Annotated in this window: 20 protein-coding genes; 11 read left to right on the top strand and 9 right to left on the bottom strand. The window is 51.1% G+C overall.

All coding sequences use genetic code 11. The annotated features are described in order from the left end of the window. Nucleotides 1–59: 59 nt before the first annotated feature. Nucleotides 60–542, bottom strand: coding sequence for an OsmC family protein (locus RSJ68_12400; GenBank protein ID WNU97167.1), 483 nt, complete (start codon nucleotides 540–542; stop codon nucleotides 60–62). 68 nt (nucleotides 543–610) lie between these two features. Then, nucleotides 611–838, bottom strand: coding sequence for a hypothetical protein (locus RSJ68_12395; protein ID WNU97166.1), 228 nt, complete (start codon nucleotides 836–838; stop codon nucleotides 611–613). A gap of 128 nt (nucleotides 839–966) precedes the next feature. On the opposite strand from RSJ68_12395, the gene RSJ68_12390 reads away from it, so the two are divergent. Beyond that, nucleotides 967–1,311, top strand: a complete 345-nt coding sequence (locus RSJ68_12390) for a hypothetical protein (protein ID WNU97165.1) — start codon at nucleotides 967–969, stop codon at nucleotides 1,309–1,311. 157 nt (nucleotides 1,312–1,468) lie between these two features. Continuing rightward, complete coding sequence (locus tag RSJ68_12385; protein WNU97164.1) at nucleotides 1,469–1,918, top strand: PepSY domain-containing protein; 450 nt, start codon at nucleotides 1,469–1,471, stop codon at nucleotides 1,916–1,918. Nucleotides 1,919–2,040: 122 nt separating this feature from the next. Here RSJ68_12385 and RSJ68_12380 read toward each other — a convergent pair whose 3' ends face one another. From RSJ68_12380 to RSJ68_12370, 3 genes are all read right to left on the bottom strand, one after another. Next, entirely contained in the window at nucleotides 2,041–2,568 is a 528-nt protein-coding gene (locus tag RSJ68_12380) for a hypothetical protein (protein WNU97163.1), read from the bottom strand. 110 nt (nucleotides 2,569–2,678) lie between these two features. Next, nucleotides 2,679–3,341, bottom strand: a complete 663-nt coding sequence (locus RSJ68_12375; protein ID WNU97162.1) for a PspA/IM30 family protein — start codon at nucleotides 3,339–3,341, stop codon at nucleotides 2,679–2,681. A 187-nt stretch (nucleotides 3,342–3,528) separates the two neighbouring features. Next, nucleotides 3,529–4,029 (bottom strand): hypothetical protein, encoded by a 501-nt coding sequence (locus RSJ68_12370; GenBank protein WNU97161.1) that lies wholly within the window; start codon nucleotides 4,027–4,029, stop codon nucleotides 3,529–3,531. A gap of 190 nt (nucleotides 4,030–4,219) precedes the next feature. On the opposite strand from RSJ68_12370, the gene tldD reads away from it, so the two are divergent. The 5 genes from tldD (at nucleotide 4,220) to RSJ68_12345 (ending at nucleotide 10,416) form a co-directional block, all read left to right on the top strand. Beyond that, entirely contained in the window at nucleotides 4,220–5,716 is a 1,497-nt protein-coding gene (tldD, locus tag RSJ68_12365) for a metalloprotease TldD (protein WNU97160.1), read from the top strand. Between the two features lie 155 nt (nucleotides 5,717–5,871). Beyond that, the gene (locus RSJ68_12360) at nucleotides 5,872–6,330 is read left to right on the top strand and encodes a hypothetical protein (protein WNU97159.1); all 459 of its coding nucleotides are present in this window, start codon (nucleotides 5,872–5,874) and stop codon (nucleotides 6,328–6,330) included. Between the two features lie 127 nt (nucleotides 6,331–6,457). Further along, nucleotides 6,458–8,731, top strand: a complete 2,274-nt coding sequence (locus RSJ68_12355; protein ID WNU97158.1) for a Tex family protein — start codon at nucleotides 6,458–6,460, stop codon at nucleotides 8,729–8,731. 145 nt (nucleotides 8,732–8,876) lie between these two features. Next, nucleotides 8,877–9,944: a Fic family protein gene (locus tag RSJ68_12350; GenBank protein WNU97157.1), complete on the top strand. Its 1,068-nt coding sequence runs from the start codon at nucleotides 8,877–8,879 to the stop codon at nucleotides 9,942–9,944. A 130-nt stretch (nucleotides 9,945–10,074) separates the two neighbouring features. Beyond that, nucleotides 10,075–10,416, top strand: a complete 342-nt coding sequence (locus RSJ68_12345; GenBank protein ID WNU97156.1) for a hypothetical protein — start codon at nucleotides 10,075–10,077, stop codon at nucleotides 10,414–10,416. A gap of 53 nt (nucleotides 10,417–10,469) precedes the next feature. Here the strand turns inward: RSJ68_12345 and RSJ68_12340 are convergent, their stop codons facing one another. From RSJ68_12340 to RSJ68_12325, 4 genes are all read right to left on the bottom strand, one after another. Continuing rightward, nucleotides 10,470–11,312, bottom strand: coding sequence for a class II glutamine amidotransferase (locus RSJ68_12340; GenBank protein ID WNU97155.1), 843 nt, complete (start codon nucleotides 11,310–11,312; stop codon nucleotides 10,470–10,472). A 192-nt stretch (nucleotides 11,313–11,504) separates the two neighbouring features. After that, complete coding sequence (locus RSJ68_12335) at nucleotides 11,505–12,173, bottom strand: hypothetical protein (protein ID WNU97154.1); 669 nt, start codon at nucleotides 12,171–12,173, stop codon at nucleotides 11,505–11,507. Nucleotides 12,174–12,504: 331 nt separating this feature from the next. Next, nucleotides 12,505–12,843, bottom strand: coding sequence for an iron-sulfur cluster insertion protein ErpA (gene erpA, locus RSJ68_12330; protein WNU97153.1), 339 nt, complete (start codon nucleotides 12,841–12,843; stop codon nucleotides 12,505–12,507). Between the two features lie 208 nt (nucleotides 12,844–13,051). Beyond that, on the bottom strand, nucleotides 13,052–13,744 hold the full coding sequence (locus RSJ68_12325; GenBank protein WNU97152.1) for a helix-turn-helix transcriptional regulator: 693 nt from the start codon (nucleotides 13,742–13,744) through the stop codon (nucleotides 13,052–13,054). 294 nt (nucleotides 13,745–14,038) lie between these two features. Between RSJ68_12325 and RSJ68_12320 the strand changes: the two genes are divergently transcribed. The 4 genes from RSJ68_12320 (at nucleotide 14,039) to RSJ68_12305 (ending at nucleotide 20,437) form a co-directional block, all read left to right on the top strand. Next, on the top strand, nucleotides 14,039–14,317 hold the full coding sequence (locus tag RSJ68_12320) for a hypothetical protein (protein ID WNU97151.1): 279 nt from the start codon (nucleotides 14,039–14,041) through the stop codon (nucleotides 14,315–14,317). A gap of 459 nt (nucleotides 14,318–14,776) precedes the next feature. Then, a complete protein-coding gene (gene parC / locus RSJ68_12315) occupies nucleotides 14,777–17,086 on the top strand; it encodes a DNA topoisomerase IV subunit A (GenBank protein WNU97150.1) in 2,310 nt (769 codons plus the stop codon). Nucleotides 17,087–17,250: 164 nt separating this feature from the next. Further along, on the top strand, nucleotides 17,251–18,840 hold the full coding sequence (locus RSJ68_12310; protein WNU97149.1) for a HAMP domain-containing sensor histidine kinase: 1,590 nt from the start codon (nucleotides 17,251–17,253) through the stop codon (nucleotides 18,838–18,840). Beyond that, on the top strand, nucleotides 18,833–20,437 hold the full coding sequence (locus RSJ68_12305; GenBank protein ID WNU97148.1) for a sigma-54 dependent transcriptional regulator: 1,605 nt from the start codon (nucleotides 18,833–18,835) through the stop codon (nucleotides 20,435–20,437). The genes RSJ68_12310 and RSJ68_12305 overlap by 8 nt, the downstream gene beginning before the upstream one ends. Nucleotides 20,438–20,632 lie beyond the last annotated feature (195 nt).

The raw sequence follows: 20,632 nt of genomic DNA, 5'->3' as shown, positions 1-20,632 counted from the left end.
ATTAGGTATGCCTTATTTGAATTTGACCTATCCGTGCATCCCAAACAGACATTCGGTTTTCAGACGACCTCTTCACTCTCAATCTCAGCGCGGCATTCAATCGGAAGGTTGACCGAATTGGCGATGAAACACAGGCGGTGCGCTTCGTGGTGAAGTTCCAAAGCCTTGGCGCGGTCGCTTCCTGCGGCGATGGTAACGCGCGGCTTCAACACGGCGGAGACAAAACGCCCCGCACTCCCATTCTCGCCTTCGTCCATCACCGCTTCGGCGTGGTCGGTGTAGGCGGTAACGCAGATGCCCGCGTCGGCACACAGGTGCAGGTACCATAGTTTGTGGCAGGCAGAAACGGCGGCCAGCAGCATTTCTTCGGGGTTCCAGCGGCCCGCATCGCCGCGGAAGGCCGGGTCGGCGGAACCGTGCAGGTCGGGCTTGCCCTCGGCGGAAACGGTAAAGTTGCGCAAATAAGCGGTGTAGGATGATGTGCCTTCGCCAAGATTGCCCGTCCATGTTGTTGCGGTACGGTAGGTGTGTTTTTTGCTCATTTTGACATTCCTTTCAATTATTTACTGTTCGCGGCAATAAAGACGGTATCCGCCTTGCAGCGCCGACTCTAGTTGAGCCAGGCATAAGCCGATGCGCCCGCCGCCAAACTGATGCCCAGCCACAGCAGGATTTTGGTTTCCGCCCATACGTCATCCCAATACCGCCCCCGCAGTGCGCTGATAATGTCGGGTGTGCAATAGAATTCGACGCATTCGACAAATTCGTCCCAATCCTTAAACATCACAAAGTAAAGCAAGACGGCGGTTAGCAAGCCGATCAAGATGGCAAAAATCATGAAATTCCCCTATTTTTCAGACGACCTGTGCGTACCGTAAAGAAAGGTCTTCTGAAAACGCTCCTAACTTTTCCCTAAGTCCTGCGTGTTTAAATGTCTATACCGACAACAGACGCAAAGGGAACGAAATGAAACATTCTCAGTCGCAATATACAAAGCCGTCCAAACCGCTTTTGAAAAAACTGCTGCTTCCTGTCGCCGCTGTTTGCGCCATTTTTCTTGCAGCAGAAGGTTTCGACCTTTACGAAGACTACGCCCAATACCGCATGGAGACAGACCCGGCGTTCGCGCAACACCACGACCGCGCTTTGTCCATCCTGCATAACAGAGGCTACGAAGTCCACGATTCCGACACCGACCTCTATTGGGCAAGACCCGTTTTGGAATTTGAGGCCTACAAAGGCAGCTTGGAATACAAAATCGTGATGTCTTATCCCGATTTAAAAATTCTCGTAGAACGCGTCGATTTATAGTGGATTAACTTTAAACCAGTACGGCGTTGCCTCGCCTTGCCGTACTATCTGTACTGTCTGCGGCTTCGTCGTCTTGTCCTGATTTAAATTTAATCCACTATATAATCCGCTTCCGAATATTCTTGATTTGACTTACCACGTCCCGAAAGGATACGACATGAAAAAACTTTTACCGGTATTACTCTTAGGCAGTATCGCACTGACCGCATGCGCCGCCCCTTATCCTTACGACTATTACGATGACGACTATCGTACCGACCGCTACGAGCAGCGTTATGACCGTTACGATGACCGCTATGATGATCGTTACGACGACCGCTATGAGCGCGATTACGACCGTAATGACGACTACCGTTACCGCAACGGCAAGTATTACGATGACGACTACATCGAACACCAAATTTACAGCGATCCGTCTTTCGAGCAAAAACGCGCGCAAGTCATGCGGATTCTCGAACGACGCGGCTACCAAGTTCACGAAATCGAAGCCGACGACCGCCGCGGCCGCCCCGTATTGAAAGCCGAAGCCTTCAAAAACGGACGCGAATACGACATCGTTTTCTCATGGCCGGATTTACGCATCATCAGCGAACGCATCGACTACTGATTTGTTCCGCCACACGCCGCAAGGACAAGCTCCGCGCGGCGTTTTTCTTTTCAGACGACCTTTCCGACAAAGGAGGTCGTCTGAAAACTTATTTCCCCGCCTTCAATTATTACATCTGTATTTTAGTGTACCTTTGGCAGACGGTTTACGGCAAAGTGCCATTCATCGTCTCCCATAATGCCGAGAAATCCGAAGTCTTGCAGATTCAAGCGATCAGCAAGTTCTGCCCGTAAGTTATCAAACTCCGCAGGAGGAGGCTTCGGAACACTGCGCCACGTCATCGGGACATCGGAAATTTCTTGCACAATAAGCACAGGATGGCAGACATTTTTCGGAATCAGCGCAATCCTCAGGCAAAAGTTGGTTTGTCCACAACGGCAGAATGCAGATGCAACACCTTTAAATTCGCCAAGAGTAAGGGAATATGGTTTTTTACCGACAAAAATTTGTCCGTCAGTATGAAAAATGATCGGAATCCCCCTATTCTGACGCCATAAGAAATACAACATCAGAAGCAGTACGATAGCGGACAAAACATAAAACCAGTTTGGAGGATTGAAAACCGCTAACACAAACAGAAGAATGCTGCCTGCCGCTGCCACAGGGCGAAACAGAGAATGCTTCCGAATCAGGATAAAGGGTTTGTGCATAAATAATACCGTTCCCATTTACAATTTAACGAAGCATTTCCGTATCAACCTGTAACCTTCATCGTACCGTTTTCAGACGACCTTTCCGACAAAGGAGGTCGTCTGAAAACTTATTTCCCCGCCTTCAATGCCGCCAAGCGTTCTGCAATACGGTTGTTGCGGCTCAAGTCTTCCAATTCCTTCAATTTTGCCAACTGCGCGGCATCGGTGCTGCTGTGTACCGCGTTCTGACGTCCCATCACGCGGTCGAAAGCGTTGCCGCTTTTTTCGGCATCACGGGCGATGCGGTTGAGGTCGCTGCCGCCTGCCGCTTTGCCTGCGCCAGCGTTCTGCTGTGCGGCGCGCCAGTCTTGCAACTGCTGCTGCATCTCGCGTTTTTTCGCCTGCAAGGCGGCGATAAAGCCCTCAAGTTCTTTTTCCTGCGCGGCACAGTCGGCGATGGTGTTTTCCAAAACAGGCAGACGCGCTTCGATGTCCATTTGTTCGGCGATACCAGCCTCGGCAAGATCGTCGCGCCCCGCCGCTACGGCGGCTTGCAGATTGGCATCGATGGCTTCGTGGCGGTTGCTCTCATCCGCCATTTTCTTGGCGGCAAGGTGTTTCTGCGCCAACACTTTGCCCAATTCGGCACGCACTTCGTCCACCGCCCGCTCGATTTCGCGGATGCTCTCGTTCATTACTGCTTCGGGCGCAAGGTTCTCCGCCGCATCAATCAGGGCATGAAAACCGCCGCTCACCAGACGGCCCACTCTGCGGGATAGGGTTTCGCTCATTTGGATTTTCCTTTCAATAAAATGTGTTTGATTTTAAGTTGGCACGGGGGTAATCAACCGTCCGTCATTCCCGCGCAGGCGGGAATCCAGACCTTGGCGTTTTCGGGATATTCGGGCATGGCAGCCTGTACGGGAATAGCGGCAAACAAATACTTCTATTTCATGCGCCCCATTTTTTCAGACGACCTCAAACCTCGCCCGCCTGCTGCACAATCTTCGCCAGTTTCAAAGTATTTTCAAGCTGTTGCAGCACGGTATCGTCGTATGCCGCGCCTTTGCCAGTTACGGCGAGCTGCAAGATGCTGTCGGTGAGGCGGACGATACGCCACATCAGTTCGCGTTCGTATTTTTTCAAACTTTCGAGGTCGGCTTCTTCGGGCAGGTCGGCGGCAAGCGTCGCGCCCAAGTCGGGCAGCTGCTCAAACAAGCGCGCGACGATATGCGAATGCACCCCCGCCTGCTTTTCCGCGTGCAGCACGTCATGTTTCGCCGCTTGGAAAAACTGCTCCTGCGCCGTCAGCGCGGAACCGTAATCCCGCGTCTGCGTATGTGCCAAACGCGCCTGCTTGAGCAGCTCGCGGATTTTTTCAGACGGCGTATTCGCGCCATCGATTTTTAATTCAGCAATAAAATCAGCGTCTTCCTGAGTGATTCGCACGCTGACTGGGATACGGTTTGTTGCATTCATATTCGTTTGATTTGTTTTGTATTCATTTGTATGCAAATGTATAACATGGAATGACAAGATGCAATGTTCAAAACAGTTTAATTATGTAAATACCGGTCCATCTGAGAAATCATCCCTATCCGCCCCTTGTTTTCAGACGACCCTAACCCCTTATAAATACAAACAATCGACATATCCAAAGCCATAACAAATGCCGTATAATCAAGCCCCAAGTTTACCCAGCCCTGAAGGTCGTCTGAAAACCATGCACTCAACTTACGCTACCGTACAGCGCGATTTGCTCGAAGCCAATCACCTTTCCCCTGAGCTGCTCGCCAAAAGCCTGAGCATCATCGGCGCGCATCACGTCGATTACGCCGACATCTACTGCCAGCGCACTGCTTTTGAAAGCTGGCATTTGGAAGAGGGCATCGTCAAATCGGGCAGCTTCCAAATTGATCAGGGGGTGGGCGTGCGCGCTGTTTCGGGCGAAAAAACCGCTTTTGCCTATGCGGACAGTTTGTGTATCGATTCGATTAACCGCTCCGCCCAAGCCGTCCGCGTCATCGGCGCGGCAGGCGGCGAAGCTTCTGTCAAAGTGCCGTCCGCCGCATACGGCAAATCCGTCCATGCGGTGCTGAATCCCATTATCGGTCTCGATTCCGCTGCCAAAGTTGCCTTATTGAACAAAGTGGAAACGCTTGCCAAAGCCGCCGATCCGCGCATTGTGCAAGTGATGGCGGGGCTGACTTGCGAATACGACATGATTTACATTGCCCGCCTCGACGGCAGGCACGCGGCGGATATTCGTCCGATGGTGCGCCTGAACGTTACCGTTATTGCCAAACAGGGCGACAGGCGCGAACAAGGCAGCGCGGGCGGAGGCGGACGCTACGACTTGGCTTATTTCGATGAAACTTTGGTGCGGCAGTTTGTCGATTCAGCCGTCAAACAAGCCTTGATTAATCTTGAATCCCGCCCTGCACCCGCGGGCGAAATGACCGTTGTCTTGGGCAACGGCTGGCCGGGCGTGTTGCTGCATGAAGCCGTCGGACACGGCTTGGAAGGCGATTTCAACCGCAAAGAAACCAGTGTCTTTTCAGGTAGAATCGGCGAGCGCGTTGCCGCCAAAGGCGTGACCGTCGTTGACCAAGGCGACATCGCCGACAGACGCGGTTCGCTCAATATCGACGACGAAGGCAACGAAACACGCCGCACCGTATTGATTGAAGACGGCATCTTGGTTGGCTATATGCAGGACGAAACCAACGCTCGCCTGATGGGTACGCAATCCACTGGCAACGGCCGCCGCGAAAGTTACGCCTCCGCCCCCATGCCGCGCATGACCAATACTTTCATGGAAAACGGCGGCTACGAACCCGACGAAATCATCGCGTCTATCGACAAAGGCATTTACGCCGTCAATTTCGGCGGCGGACAGGTGGACATCACCAGTGGCAAATTCGTCTTCAGCGCATCCGAAGCGTGGTGGGTCGAAGGCGGCAAACTGCAATATCCCGTCAAAGGCGCGACCATCATCGGCAACGGCCCCGAAGTTTTGAAACACGTCTCCATGATAGGTAACGATACTGCGTTGGACAGCGGTGTCGGCGTGTGCGGCAAAGACGGGCAAAGCGTTCCTGTCGGCGTCGGACAACCGACCTTGCGGATTGATTCGGGACTGACCGTCGGCGGTAGCGAGATTTAAGGCAATTAAAAATAAAACGTCGTCTGAAAACTGTATTTAGGGTTTTCAGACGACGTTTTGTAACATATTCAAGCCAACCTATATTCCCACGCACGCAGAAATAGCGGCAAGTTTGCCGTTTTAACCGCATTTCCTATTCAGAACCATTATCCACCATGAAACACCAAAATAAAATTTCTGCCTTTTTTAACACCTTATCCATCATCTTATGGATAACATCGCTTTTTTGCACTGTCTTTTTCTACGGAGAAGGGGAAGCCCATAACGGCATCTATATCTTGACGCTAGGTTCCCTCTTCAGCTGGTTTATGGGCTTCTTCAATATTGGTTATTTTGCCGTCTATGCCAATTATTTTTGGATGGCGGCAGTCATTCTGTATTGGTATCAAAAACAAATCGAAATATGGATGATGAAATGGCTGCTCGTATTTATGTGGGTCCTCGCCATACTGACTTTCTCGCTTACTACGATTCACAAAAATTCCGAAGTTATCGGCATTACTGGCTACGGTGCCGGATTCTACTTGTGGTTTGCCGCCCTCTTCTGCGCCACCATCGGCATCTTGCTAGGAAAGGACTGGCTAAAAAAACAGAAAAAGAAAACGACAGCCTAATGCCTCACGATAAAAGTCGTCTGAAACCGATTTGACATGTATTCCAAACCGATTTCCATTTTCAGACGACTCCTCCACCCTTCTCTGCCATTGATATAATAATCACTTTTTCAGACGACCTTTCCCCATGAACATCACCCAAATCCTCTCCCAAGAACTCTCCGCCACCGCCGCGCAAATCACCGCTGCCGTCGAGCTTTTGGACGACGGCGCGACCGTGCCCTTTATCGCCCGTTACCGCAAGGAAGCCACGGGCGGGCTGGACGATACGCAGCTGCGCCAGCTTGCCGAGCGGCTGCAATACCTGCGCGAGCTGGAAGAGCGCAAAGCCGTTGTTTTAAAAAGCATTGAAGAGCAAGGCAAACTTTCAGACGACCTCAGGGAGCAAATCGAAGCCGCCGACAACAAAACAGCGCTGGAAGACCTGTATCTGCCCTACAAGCCCAAACGCCGCACCAAAGCGCAAATCGCGCGCGAACACGGTTTGCAGCCGCTGGCGGACGTGCTGCTTGCCGAGCAGCCGCAGGACGTGGAAGCCGCCGCGCAAGGCTACCTGAACGAAAACGTCCCCGACGCCAAAGCCGCATTGGACGGCGCGCGCGCGATTCTGATGGAGCAGTTTGCCGAAGACGCGGAACTCATCGGCACGCTGCGCGACAAGCTGTGGAACGAAGCCGAAATCCACGTGCAAGTCGTTGAAGGCAAAGAAACCGAAGGCGAAAAATTCAGCGATTATTTCGACCACCGCGAACCCGTCCGCGCCATGCCCAGCCATCGCGCGCTGGCGGTTTTGCGCGGCCGCAACGAAGGCGTGTTGAACATCGCGCTCAAATACCAGCCCGACGACACGCCGATTACGCAGCAAAGCGAATACGAGCAAATCATCGCCCGCCGCTTCAAGGTTTCAGACGGCCACAAATGGCTGCGCGACACCGTGCGCCTGACTTGGCGCGCGAAAATCTTTTTGTCGCTGGAACTTGAAGCCTTAGGTCGTCTGAAAGAAGCCGCCGACACCGACGCGATTACCGTGTTTGCCCGCAATCTCAAAGACTTGCTGCTTGCCGCGCCCGCCGGACGGCTGACCACGCTGGGTCTCGACCCCGGCTACCGCAACGGCGTAAAATGCGCCGTGGTGGACGACACGGGCAAGCTGCTGGATACCGTCATCGTCTATTTGCACCAAGAAAACAATATGTTGGCAACGCTGTCTCGCCTGATTAAACAGCACGGCGTGAAGCTCATCGCCATCGGCAACGGCACCGCCAGCCGCGAAACCGACAAAATCGCGGGCGAACTGGTGCGCGGAATGCCGGAAATGGGGCTGCACAAAATCGTCGTGTCCGAAGCCGGCGCGTCGATTTATTCCGCGTCCGAACTGGCGGCACGCGAGTTCCCAGACTTGGACGTTTCCCTGCGCGGCGCGGTGTCCATCGCCCGCAGGCTGCAAGACCCGCTCGCCGAACTGGTCAAAATCGACCCCAAATCCATCGGCGTGGGCCAGTATCAGCACGACGTGAACCAAAGCCAGCTCGCCAAATCACTGGACGCGGTGGTCGAAGACTGCGTGAATGCCGTCGGCGTGGACGTGAACACCGCCTCCGCCCCGCTCTTGGCGCGGATTTCCGGTTTGAATCAAACCCTTGCCCAAAACATCGTCGCCTACCGCGATGAAAACGGCGCGTTCGACAGCCGCAAAAAATTGCTGAAAGTACCGCGTTTGGGCGAAAAAACCTTCGAGCAGGCGGCGGGCTTTTTGCGGATTAACGGCGGCAAAGAGCCGCTGGACGCAAGCGCCGTCCACCCCGAAGCCTATCCCGTCGTCGCCAAAATGCTGGCGCAACAAGGCATTACCGCCGCCGAACTCATCGGCAACCGCGAGCGCGTGAAGCAAATCAAAGCGTCCGACTTCACCGACGAACGCTTCGGCCTGCCGACCATTCTGGACATCCTGTCCGAGCTGGAAAAACCCGGCCGCGACCCTCGCGGCGAGTTTCAGACGGCCTCCTTCGCCGAAGGCATCCACGAAATCAGCGATTTGCAAGTCGGCATGATACTCGAAGGCGTGGTTTCCAACGTCGCCAACTTCGGCGCGTTCGTGGACATCGGCGTCCATCAGGACGGCCTAGTGCACATCTCCGCCCTGTCCAATAAGTTCGTCCAAGACCCGCGCGAAGTCGTGAAAGCCGGCGACGTGGTGAAAGTGAAAGTGCTGGAAGTCGATGCCGCCAGAAAACGCATCGCGCTGACCATGCGACTGGATGACGAGGCGGGTAGCGCAGCCAAAGGCAACAGGTCGTCTGAAACCCGACATCAGGAACGCCGCGACCGTAAACCCCAACGCAACGACCGCGCCCCGACCAATTCGGCGATGGCGGATGCGTTTGCGAAGTTGAAGCGGTAACAGTAGTCTGAAGTGCTATTTAAATTAAAACCGTTTTGAAACAAATAAATAAAATTAAATTGTAAAAAAAATCCCGTTTTTTTATCATATCGAAGCGATATAGCAAAAAAACGGGATTTTTTTATCATTTAACCGAAACCCTAAAATGTACTCGATCGAACAATTCCCTCCCGAAATAGATTTCGAAACGGTCCCTGTCTTGAAAAAACTGAATTCCGCCCATCGTTATCTGGCTGAATTAAAAGGTATCTGCCGCAGCATTCCCAACCAAGGCATTCTGATTAACACGCTGTCTTTGCAGGAAGCCAAAGACAGTTCCGAAATCGAAAATATCATTACCACCCATGACGAACTGTTCCGTGCAGGAATATCGGCAAGTCCGTCCAGTCCTGCCATCAAAGAAGTGCAAAATTATGCTTCAGCGCTGCATTGCGGCTTCGACCTTATCCAAGAACACGGAATGCTGACCAACAATCATATTTTGACGATACAGGCCGAGTTGGAAAAGAACCGTGCCGGATTCCGTCAACAGTCGGGGACGATGCTGAGAAACGACCGTGCCAGCGAAACCGTCTATACGCCGCCGCAACATACGGATGACATCATTCACCTGATGGGTAGATTGGAAGTATTTATCAACGACGACAACACGGAAAAACCTATCGATCCGCTGATCCGCATGGCGCTGCTCCACCACCAGTTTGAAAGCATTCACCCGTTTTACGACGGCAACGGCAGAACAGGCAGGATTATCAATGTGCTGTATCTGGTTTTAACCGGATTGCTGGATATTCCCGTCTTATACCTCAGCCGCTATCTGGTGCGGAACAAAAGCGAATATTACCGCCTGCTGCAACACGTACGCGATACGGGTGAATGGGAAGGTTGGCTGCTGTATATGCTGGAAGCCGTGGAACAAACCGCCAAGGACGGCATCGATACCGTGCAGCACATCCATCAGGCGATGCTGGACTACAAACACCGCATCAGGGAAAACTTCAACTTCTACAGCCAAGACCTGATTAACCACCTGTTCAATCATCCCTACACAAAAATCGATTTCCTGATGAAAACGCTGAACGTTTCCCGCCCCAGTGCCGCCAAATATCTGGACGAACTGACAGAAGGTGGATTCCTGCATAAAGAAAAGATAGGCAGAAGCAACTACTATATTAATATCGCGCTAATGAATATTTTATTACCAACTGATTGATAAAATTAGAAATTTATTTAAATATTAAATCAATATATTACTTATCTCATACCCGCTGGTTTACCCATACAAACAGGCGTATAGTTCCAAATATTACCAACCCATCATCACCACCCAAGGAGTCCAAACCATGAAACCTGTTTTGTTTGCCGCGCTGATTTCCTGTTTTTCCGTTGCTGCCTATGCGGCCTGTACCGACAGTCAGCAGCAATGTGTGATTTATAAAAATGGTAATGTCGCGGCTGAAGGCGGCTGTACGGTCAATAAGTGTCAGAATGCCGATGCGCAGGTATTGAAATGGAAGCTGAAAAACGGTAAAGGCGTAACCGTGGAGATTGGGAAAAACGGCAAGGTTTTGGTGAACAAAAAACCGGGAGCGAAGGCGAACAACAGCAACGCGGCGGGAATGGGCTTGACGTGTTATGCCGCCGATGCAGACAAGCGTGAGCAGTTCTGCTCGACCAATTATTGATAAAAGCGACATAAAAAAGGTCGTCTGAACATTTTTCAGACGACCTTTCATATTTATACGGACACGCCGACTGCGCGGGCAATTGCCAACCCCTCTTCCGCGCTCATGTAAACAGGGCTTTCAGGGCGGTCGCTGCGGACAATATCACCGTCTCGGAACATGACTAATTCATCAACAGCTAATTGCGACCAAGTTTCGTCTCGGGTCAAGGGCAGTGTGGCAATAACGGAGACTTTGTCATTCGGGGTGGTAACTGCGGAAAAATCAATCATCACGTCATCGTCCAAAAGCCGTGCCTTGCCGAAAGGAGCTTTACGCACGATATAGTGCAGCAGCGTACTGGCATGGGCAAACAGGCAGTCGCCGTTGGACATTACAAAATTGAACAATCCGAAGCGGCGAATTTCGTGAGTTAGCGCGGCAACGACATCAAACAAAGTATCGGAATCAGGTTTCTCAGCAAAGCGGCTGCGAAGCCGGTTGAGGATATAACAAAATGCACGTTCGGAGTCGGTCGTACCGACAGCATGGTAATACTCGCCTTGTTCCGGATAAAAATCAATCAAATGCCCGTTATGCGCGAAGAGCCAATATTCGCCCCACATTTCACGCATAAAAGGATGGGTATTGGCCAAAGAGGTCTGCCCTTGCGAGGCTTTACGGATGTGGGCAATGACGTTTTCAGATTTAATTTGATAGGCGCGAACCAGGTCGGCAACCGGAGAATCGGCGCTGGGCTTGTCATCGTGGAACAAGCGTACACCTTTCCCTTCAAAGAAACCGATACCGAATCCATCTGCGTGATGGTCGGTAATGCCGCCGCGGCGGCGGAAACCCTCGAAGGAAAACATAATGTCCGTTGGGGTATTACAGTTCATGCCGAGCAGTTGGCACATAATTTTGACCTTTATTGCTTTAATAGGAATAGAACAGTCGGATTATGGTACATTGGACAATCCGTTTCAATAGACACGATACAGTATCCCCACAAAATCAATACAACTCTTCATAGCAGGACATCACAATAATAAAAACCGGATTTCAAAATGAAATCCGGTCTACGATATATTCAAATTTAAAAGCATTCATCAAAGGTATTTGGCTGCCAAATATCCTGCCGCCACCAAGCCGAACATAGCCAACACACCCAAAACAGAAACCAGAACAATCATATTGCGTTTGGAAGTAAGGGCTTCCAGTCTAGGATCCTGCCCCAACTCCTGCCGCAATTTGCTTTCAAGTTCGGCACGGATTTCTTTCCGCATCAACTTCTCTTCCCGCTCTTTTTCAAGTTGCAATTTATGAGCGATTTCAGCTTGTTTTTTATGCTCAAACGCCACCTTTTCCTGCCACTCAATACGTTTACGCTGGATGATTTGCTCGGTTGCACTGGCAAAATGGAAATGGCAGACGGCACATTCCTCTGCTGCCACATCCTCCGTAATCGTCATACAAACGGGACATTGCTTTAAAGACGCTTCCTCGTTTTCACCTTCGTCCTCACTTACCTGCAACTCCATGGACTGACGCACAATAACATCAAGCCCCAAGTAGTTGAAATACTGCTGCGCATTCTCGCGCTCATCCTGCGTACAATTCTCGGCAATAATCGCTTGCGGACGTTCAGAAAGTGCCTGAACCAAATCTTCTGCTTCTTTTTCCGGCAAGTTATCATATAGGCATGCATTGATACGCTCATGATCGACATCTGGCGGATAAGAAACATAAACATCGTAAAGTTTGTCAGAGTTTTTCATTGTTATCCTAGAACAAACCGAACTTTTAATCCCATTCACGGAAACCGGCTTGATTTTGCTTATACCATGATACACGGCAGCGATCCGTCAACCTATCATCTGACTTAGACACTACTCCCGAAACTTCCTAAACTACCCAACTATCTGATAATTAGCTTTGGGTATGCAACCTATCGGCACCAAGCTGAATGTAAATCAAATAACAGATAGTACATGAGTAAATATTCCCAAAGGGAATTATAGATTATAAGACAGATGATTTTTATTGGAAAGCAATTACAAACGAAAGGCCGTTTGTATAAACAAACGGCCTTTTTTATCTACATATGGCTCAAACTGAGAAGGATGACCCGCAACCGCAAGTCGTTTCTGCATTCGGATTACGAATAACAAATTGCGATCCTTGCAAACTTTCAGTGTAATCAATTTCCGCACCAACCAAATATTGGTAGCTCATCGGGTCCACCAAGAAAGTCAGGCCGTTTTTCTGAATTTCAAAATCGTCATCATTTTTGATTTCATCAAAAGTAAAACCATACTGGAATCCCGAACAACCTCCGCCATTAACAAACACGCGTAATTTCAAATCGGGATTGTTTTCTTCTGCAATCAAATCGGCAACCTTGGTACAGCAGCTATCAGTGAAAATAATTGGACTTTCGTCTGACATGATGTGTTTCCTTTTATATGAATATTTTCGATATTGTCCTGCAAACCTTAACCTAAAGCAAGTCTGCCCTCAGATTGACCGGCATCAAGAGTTGCAGCTTCACGGACTTCTCCATGCAAGATGGAGTCCACTTCTATATTTATCAATAGAGATAAAAACCATAAACCACTACTTAACAAGTCGTCTGAAAATACAAGGACTACACCATTCAAATATTTCGCCCGAACCACTCGACACGCCCGATAATGGCAACATCGTCAGTCAAATTATTCAAATCAATTTCAAAAGTCGGATAAGCCTCATTGGCGGAAATCACATTCACCACCCCGCCTGGCATCAGCTGTAATCGTTTTACCAACAAATTCTCATTAAGCCTCAAAACGTACAGCCCATCCTTCGGCGCAGTCTCAGCATGATTGATTAAAATAGTATCCCCATCATTCAAAACCCCTTCCATAGAATCCCCCTTGACCGAAATAACGGAAAGGTTTTTAGTATCACGGGTAACATAATTTTCTACCCAATACCGACGGAATGCCATGGTAAAAACAGGTTTTTCATCACCTACTAACCGCCCATGTCCGGCGGCAGCCTGAATATCATAACGCGGAACAAAGACAAACTCGTCGATATCAACTGGATTGCCCAATGTATCATAAGCAACTGCAGTAGAAGACGGAACTTGCGCATTAGGGAACGGACTCCCCTCCCCAGTCAACAGCCAGTCAATACTGCAACCTTTCAGTTGTTTGATTTTTTTTAGAGTTTCCGATTTCGGCAAACCGCCTTCGTTCCAAATCCTACTAAATCCCGCAATGGTCATATCAATGTCTGCGGCAATTTTGGCTTGGCGCGCTTCGTCTTTCCACAAAAACACCAATCTGTCTTTAAATGTATCCATATCGATCCTCAGGCTGAAATGCGCCTCCTACAATGAAGCACTTGTGGGTTTATTTTACCTTAGTTTTATTAAAAATGTAAGAAAAATATTAGTTGAATTAAGAAAAAGTATTGCATTTTTTGTTTTTGCTTAGTATGATTCTTCCAACGCTTCAAAAAAACCAGGCCTTCTTCAGCCATAATCAGGTAAAACATGGCATATATTACGATGATTGTAATCAGATTTTCATGAAGCAAAGGCTGTTTGACACAAGCAAGTAAGAAAAATCTTAGTTTTATTTGATTGGAGGATATAATGACCCGTTACCGTAAAAATGCATGGCTCGCCATTGCTGCCTTCGTTTTAGGATTTTTGGCATTCCCTTACAGTTATTCAGAAGCCCATCAATCTTCCGAACAAAATCTCTCTGCAGAGATGTGCGACCGACTTAGCGGAATGGCCTCCGACAAAATGGACGGTATTCAATTATCCGTTGCCCAAGAATGCGATACACTCGAAGCCTCACACGATTGGGAACAACAATACGGCGGGTTGAACGAACATGAGATAATTGCAGGAATTGTGTACGAATAACTGCTGCATTTCCGGAACTGTGCAGTTTTATAGAATGCCGATACCTACTTTTTCAAACCAAAGCTTTTCAGACGACCTTCTATGTCGTCTGAAAATACTTTCTCCGACCCAACTAGGCATTTATATCCAACGTACAGGCATGAGGCTAACAAACCGGTTGGATCCGTACTGAAATATTGACCACTACTGTATATTTAAGGGTCGTCTGAAAATTTTCAGACGACCCTTAATATCTAAAATTTCATAAACTTCCCGCCAATGCCCAATCAAAACTCAGTACGACCTGCCCTTCTCTAACAGAAACCCCATTTTTATAGTGGATTAACTTTAAATCAGGACAAGGCGACGAAGCCGCAGACAGTACAGATAGTACGGCAAGGCGAAGCAACGCCGTACTGGTTTAAAGTTAATCCACTATACTTTACAATATCGCCCTTTACCTTTATTTCCAGCTTCCTTATGAACGAACACGTTTCCGTCCCATCCCCTGTCGGCGAAGACTACCTGCTCTTAGGTCAATACGCCGAACGCGCCTATCTCGAATACGCTATGAGCGTGGTCAAAGGCCGCGCGCTGCCTGAAGTTTCAGACGGCCAGAAGCCCGTGCAGCGGCGCATTTTGTTTGCCATGCGCGATATGGGCTTGACGGCGGGGGCGAAGCCGGTGAAGTCGGCGCGCGTGGTCGGCGAGATTTTGGGTAAATACCACCCGCACGGCGACAGTTCCGCCTATGAGGCGATGGTGCGGATGGCGCAGGATTTTACCTTGCGCTACCCCTTAATCGACGGCATCGGCAACTTCGGTTCGCGCGACGGCGACGGGGCGGCGGCGATGCGTTACACCGAAGCGCGGCTGACGCCGATTGCGGAATTGCTGTTGTCCGAAATCAATCAGGGGACGGTGGATTTCGTGCCGAACTACGACGGCGCGTTTGACGAACCGCTGCACCTGCCCGCCCGTCTGCCTATGGTGTTGCTCAACGGCGCGTCGGGCATCGCGGTAGGCATGGCGACCGAAATTCCGTCGCACAATTTGAACGAAGTCACGCAGGCGGCGATTGCGCTGTTGAAAAAGCCGACGCTGGAAACCGCCGACCTGATGCAATACATCCCCGCGCCTGATTTTGCTGGCGGCGGTCAAATCATCACGCCGATGGACGAATTGCGCCGGATTTACGAAACCGGCAAGGGCAGCGTGCGCGTGCGTGCGCGTTACGAAATCGAGAAGCTGGCGCGCGGGCAATGGCGCGTGATTGTGACCGAGCTGCCGCCGAACGCCAATTCCGCCAAAATCCTTGCCGAAATCGAAGAACAAACTAACCCGAAACCGAAAGCAGGCAAAAAGCAGCTCAATCAAGACCAGCTCAACACCAAAAAGCTGATGCTGGATTTAATCGACCGCGTACGCGACGAGTCTGACGGCGAACATCCCGTGCGTCTGGTGTTCGAGCCGAAATCCAGCCGTATCGATACGGATACCTTCATCAACACGCTGATGGCGCAGACTTCGCTGGAAGGCAATGTGTCGATGAACTTGGTGATGATGGGGCTGGACAACCGCCCCGCGCAGAAAAACCTGAAAACGATTTTGCAGGAATGGCTGGATTTCCGTGTCGTGACCGTAACACGTCGTCTGAAATTCCGTTTGAACCAAGTGGAAAAACGGCTGCACATCCTTGAAGGCCGTCTGAAAGTCTTTCTGCACATTGATGAAGTGATTAAAGTCATCCGCGAATCAGACGACCCGAAAACCGATTTGATGGTGGCGTTCGGGCTGACCGAAATCCAAGCCGAAGACATTTTGGAAATCCGCCTGCGTCAGTTGGCACGTTTGGAAGGTTTCAAACTCGAAAAAGAATTGAACGAGTTGCGTGAAGAACAAGGCCGTCTGAATATCCTTTTGGGTGACGAAAACGAAAAACGCAAGCTGATTATCAAAGAGATGCAGGCGGACATGAAGCAGTTTGGCGACGCGCGCCGCACACTGGTGGAAGAGGCCGGACGCGCCGTGTTGACGCAAACCACCGCCGACGAACCCATCACGCTGATTCTGTCGGAAAAAGGGTGGATACGCAGCCGTGCCGGACACAACCTTGATTTGAGCCAAACCGCGTTCAAAGAAGGCGACCGCCTCAAACAAACCCTTGAAGGCCGTACTGTTTTGCCCGTCGTCATCCTGGATTCATTGGGCAGGACCTACACGCTCGATGCCGCCGAAATCCCCGGCGGGCGCGGCGACGGCGTGCCCGTTTCATCGTTAATCGAGCTGCAAAACGGCGCGAAACCCGTCGCCATGCTCACCGGCCAGCCCGAACAGCACTACCTGCTCTCAGGCAGCGGCGGCTACGGCTTCATCGCCAAGCTGGGCGACATGGTCGGACGCGTGAAAGCGGGCAAAGTGGTGATGACCGTGGACAGCGGCGAAACCGTCCTGCCGCCGATTGCGGTTTATGCCTCCTCGCTCATCAACCCCGACTGCAAAATCGTACTGGCCAGCAGTGACCACCGCCTCTTGGCGTTTTCCATCGGCGAACTCAAAGTCATGCCCAAAGGGCGCGGTTTGCAGTTGATGTCGCTGACCGAAGGCGCATCGCTGGAACACGTTCTCGTAACCACGGCTGCGGAATTCATCGTTGAAACCGTCGGCAAGCGCGGTGCGGCGCATCAGGAAAAATTGCGCATTTGCGATATCGAGGGCAAACGCGGCAAAAAAGGGAAGGTTTTGGACATCTCAGGTCGTCTGAAAACCTTATCCGCAGCTTCCGAATAAGCAACAGAGGAAACGATAACACATTGAAAACCTAGAAAACACGGTCGTTTTATGTTATGCTGACAAAATTAAAAAAATATTTACGACCGTCTGCGGAAATATTGCAGAACGATTTCAAAAACAGGTACTAATAATGATAAAAATAAACAAAAAGGGTTGCGGATATGAGTAAGTCCGGCTTTCAGGAACTGGGAAACCTGAGCGAGCGGATACCCGGTTTAATCAATATTGCCCGCATTGCCATCGTGCTGCCGCTGTTGGTCATGCATGCTTTCGGCGTTTACAGTAATGGCACCCATATCGGCATGTCATTCCCTCCCGTCGAATTTTACAGCTGGGCAGCGCTGTATTCTTTCCTCATCTTGTTATCCGTCGCCCGTCCGGACTGGCAATGGCAGACTTTGGATTTGCCCAATGCCAGCGCAGTCGTCGATATTTCGATGATGATGATACTGGTGTATATCGCCGGCGGAGTCGATTCGGGCTTCGGCATCCTTGTCCTTCCTTTCGTCGCGACGTCCTGCCTCCTCAGCTACGGGCATTACCCCATGCTGTACGCAGGTTATGCGTCCATGCTGTTCTTCTTCAATCTGCTGCTTGACGGCAGCATCCGTCTGCATCCGTTTGATTGGGATACGCAGCCTCTGATTACTACGGTTCTGCTCAGCGGTGCGTGTTACCTTGTCGCCATGCTGACTTCGTTTGCTGCCCGCTATCTGGAGCAGGCAACCGAATCTGCCAGCCGCCATCAGCTTGCCTACCGCCGCATCAGCGGGTTGAACCGCCTCGTTCTCAACCGCGTGCAGGAAGCCGTTATCGTCATCGACAGCACCCAGCGCGTCTGGCTTTTCAACAAACAGGCAAAAACCTATTTCCCCGGTTTGGTGGTTGACCAGCAGGAAGTCGTATTCGGCGAATTGGTTACACGCTGGCAATATCATCCCGACAAACCGTTTGAAACCGATATCCACATCTTCCAACACGCCATGCACGTCCGCGCCGTCCCGCTGATTCAGGAACAGACGGAACTGCTCATGCTGTATGTCCGTTCGCTGCGCGAAGTCGCGGCAGAGGCAATGTCCACCAAGCTCACCTCGCTCGGACAGCTTACCGCGAACCTCGCCCACGAAATCCGTAATCCGATGTCCGCCATCCGTCACGCCAGCGATTTGCTGCAAGAAAGTGATGACGATGCCGAACCCGATCCCGTTAAAGCCAAGCTTTGCGGCATCATCGACAGCAACATCCAGCGCATCGATAAAATGTTGGAAGACATCTCTTTACTCAACAAACGCGACAATATCAGCCGCGAGCCGATCAACCTGATGAAATTCTGGCTCGACTTCAAACAAGAGTTCACGCTCAACAATTCCGAAGCCATCGGCTGCCTGCGCATGAACATGGACGGCAACAACCTTACCGTCCTCGCTGATGTGATGCACATCCAACAAATCATGTGGAACCTCTGCAATAACGCGTGGCGGCACAGCCGTCAGGACGAAAACGCGATTACCGTCCTGATCCGCCCCAGCGGCAGGATGCACATTTCCATCGTCGTTGCCGATAACGGCAAAGGCATTTCGCCCGAAGTCCGCAACCATCTCTTCGAGCCGTTCTACACCACGGAAAAACAGGGTACGGGATTGGGGTTGTACGTTGCCCGCGAACTGGCACACGCCAATATGGGTCAACTCCATTACCACCCCGAAATGAACGGATTCGAACTGATTTTACCGAGAGAACACAATGAGTAAGCTGCAAGACCCAGTATTGGTCGTCGACGACGAGGCCGACATCCGTGACTTGATGGAAATGACGCTGATGAAGATGGGGTTGCGCGTGCAGACCGCCGTCGGCGTAGAAGATGCCAAAGACAAGCTCGACAACAACGACTATTCCCTTGTCTTGACCGATATGCGAATGCCCGACGGCTCCGGCCTCGAAGTCGTCCAATACATAGACGAACTCATGCTCGACACCCCTGTCGCCGTCATTACCGCTTTCGGTAATGCCGACCAGGCGGTCGAAGCCCTTAATGCGGGCGCGTTTGACTACCTGCAAAAGCCGATTACCCTTTCCCAACTGCGTTCGCTGGTTAAATCTGCCGTTTCTGTTTCCAACAGCACGGACGAAATTGCCCAGCCTCCAACCGAAAAACCGTCCGCGCCTGTTGCTGCCGCATTCAACAAGCCCAAAACTCCGCCCAAGCCGCCCAAACGCGACTTGAGCGGTTCTGTCTCCGTACCCGAAAGCCTGCGTTCCATGAAAGAACGCTTTGCCACCGGCGAAATCGCCATGCGTGCGAACGAAGACGTGCCCGAATTAGGCGGCGAAGAAGATATGCCGCGGCTGCTCGGCAGTTCGCCCCAAATGGTCGAAGTCCGCCACCTGATCCGCCGCCTCGCCCGCAGCGGCGTGCCCGTTTACATTTCCGGCGAATCGGGTACCGGTAAAGAACAGGCTGCGCGTACCATCCACGAATTGTCCGATCGTGCTGACAAGCCCTTTATCGCCGTCAACTGCGGCGCGATTCCTGAAAACCTGATGGAAAGCGAATTCTTCGGCTACAAAAAAGGCAGCTTTACCGGCGCCGACCAAGACCGTCTCGGCTTCTTCCAACACGCCGACGGCGGAACGCTGTTCCTCGACGAAGTTGCCGACTTGCCGCTTGCTATGCAAGTCAAACTCCTGCGTGCCATCCAAGAAAAAGCCGTGCGCCGCATCGGTGATGCCCGCGAAACTTTCGTCGATGTCCGCATCATCTGCGCTACCCACAAGAACCTTGAAGCCCTCGTTGACAGCGGCGCGTTCCGCCAAGACTTATATTACCGCCTCAACGTCGTTACCCTGCATATGCCGCCCCTGCGCGAAATGCGTGAAGACTTGGGGGCGCTGATTCTGTACCTGCTCTATAAACACCGCCACGGTACGCAAACCTACAAACTCAGTCCCAAAGCGCAAGAAGCCCTGCTGCATTACAGCTATCCCGGCAACTTCCGCGAACTCGAAAACATCCTCGAACGCGCCGTCGCCCTGACTGTCGGACAAGTTATCCAGTTGGATGATTTGCAAATCCAAAACACGACGACGCCCAAAAACGACCATCCAAACCTCAGCCTTGACGACATCGCCGATTCCGAAACACGAAAAGGTGAAACGTTGGATCACCAACCGCTTCCGCCGTTTGACCCGCGCACCATGCAGATTCAAGATTACCTTGACCAAATCGAGCGCGGCATTATCGAACAAGCGTTGCAGCAAACCCGTTACAACCGCACTCAGGCAGCCAAGCTTTTGGGCATCAGCTTCCGCTCCATGCGCTACCGTATGGAACGTTTGGACATCAATTAAGTCAGTGATTTGTCATTGTCTGCGCCTTTAGGAAGCAAAACCTAAACGTATGTTTTAAATATAGCAGGTTAAGTTTAAATTAGAGCAAAATCGCGGATAGTATAGACAGTACGAAACCAGTCCACTTGGTACGCTCATACACTTGGTACGCTCATACTTAGAGAGCAATTCTCCCTATACCTCGGACATTAAAAC

The sequence above is a fragment of the Neisseria sp. DTU_2020_1000833_1_SI_GRL_NUU_006 genome (assembly GCA_032388755.1).
In the GTDB taxonomy this organism is placed as follows: Bacteria; Pseudomonadota; Gammaproteobacteria; order Burkholderiales; family Neisseriaceae; genus Neisseria; species Neisseria sicca_C.
The sequence above is the reverse complement of the archived record's forward strand: the minus strand, read 5'-3'. Positions and strand labels throughout refer to the sequence as shown.

Coding starts and splice junctions, on each gene's coding strand:
- parC (WNU97150.1), top strand. CDS start 14,777: ATGAACGAACACGTTTCCGTCCCATCCCCTGTCGGCGAAGACTACCTG.
- RSJ68_12305 (WNU97148.1), top strand. CDS start 18,833: ATGAGTAAGCTGCAAGACCCAGTATTGGTCGTCGACGACGAGGCCGAC.
- RSJ68_12320 (WNU97151.1), top strand. CDS start 14,039: ATGACCCGTTACCGTAAAAATGCATGGCTCGCCATTGCTGCCTTCGTT.
- erpA (WNU97153.1), bottom strand. CDS start 12,843: ATGTCAGACGAAAGTCCAATTATTTTCACTGATAGCTGCTGTACCAAG.
- RSJ68_12310 (WNU97149.1), top strand. CDS start 17,251: ATGAGTAAGTCCGGCTTTCAGGAACTGGGAAACCTGAGCGAGCGGATA.
- RSJ68_12370 (WNU97161.1), bottom strand. CDS start 4,029: ATGAATGCAACAAACCGTATCCCAGTCAGCGTGCGAATCACTCAGGAA.
- tldD (WNU97160.1), top strand. CDS start 4,220: ATGCCGTATAATCAAGCCCCAAGTTTACCCAGCCCTGAAGGTCGTCTG.
- RSJ68_12340 (WNU97155.1), bottom strand. CDS start 11,312: ATGTGCCAACTGCTCGGCATGAACTGTAATACCCCAACGGACATTATG.
- RSJ68_12355 (WNU97158.1), top strand. CDS start 6,458: ATGAACATCACCCAAATCCTCTCCCAAGAACTCTCCGCCACCGCCGCG.
- RSJ68_12375 (WNU97162.1), bottom strand. CDS start 3,341: ATGAGCGAAACCCTATCCCGCAGAGTGGGCCGTCTGGTGAGCGGCGGT.
- RSJ68_12350 (WNU97157.1), top strand. CDS start 8,877: ATGTACTCGATCGAACAATTCCCTCCCGAAATAGATTTCGAAACGGTC.
- RSJ68_12390 (WNU97165.1), top strand. CDS start 967: ATGAAACATTCTCAGTCGCAATATACAAAGCCGTCCAAACCGCTTTTG.
- RSJ68_12395 (WNU97166.1), bottom strand. CDS start 838: ATGATTTTTGCCATCTTGATCGGCTTGCTAACCGCCGTCTTGCTTTAC.
- RSJ68_12345 (WNU97156.1), top strand. CDS start 10,075: ATGAAACCTGTTTTGTTTGCCGCGCTGATTTCCTGTTTTTCCGTTGCT.
- RSJ68_12360 (WNU97159.1), top strand. CDS start 5,872: ATGAAACACCAAAATAAAATTTCTGCCTTTTTTAACACCTTATCCATC.
- RSJ68_12380 (WNU97163.1), bottom strand. CDS start 2,568: ATGCACAAACCCTTTATCCTGATTCGGAAGCATTCTCTGTTTCGCCCT.
- RSJ68_12385 (WNU97164.1), top strand. CDS start 1,469: ATGAAAAAACTTTTACCGGTATTACTCTTAGGCAGTATCGCACTGACC.
- RSJ68_12335 (WNU97154.1), bottom strand. CDS start 12,173: ATGAAAAACTCTGACAAACTTTACGATGTTTATGTTTCTTATCCGCCA.
- RSJ68_12400 (WNU97167.1), bottom strand. CDS start 542: ATGAGCAAAAAACACACCTACCGTACCGCAACAACATGGACGGGCAAT.
- RSJ68_12325 (WNU97152.1), bottom strand. CDS start 13,744: ATGGATACATTTAAAGACAGATTGGTGTTTTTGTGGAAAGACGAAGCG.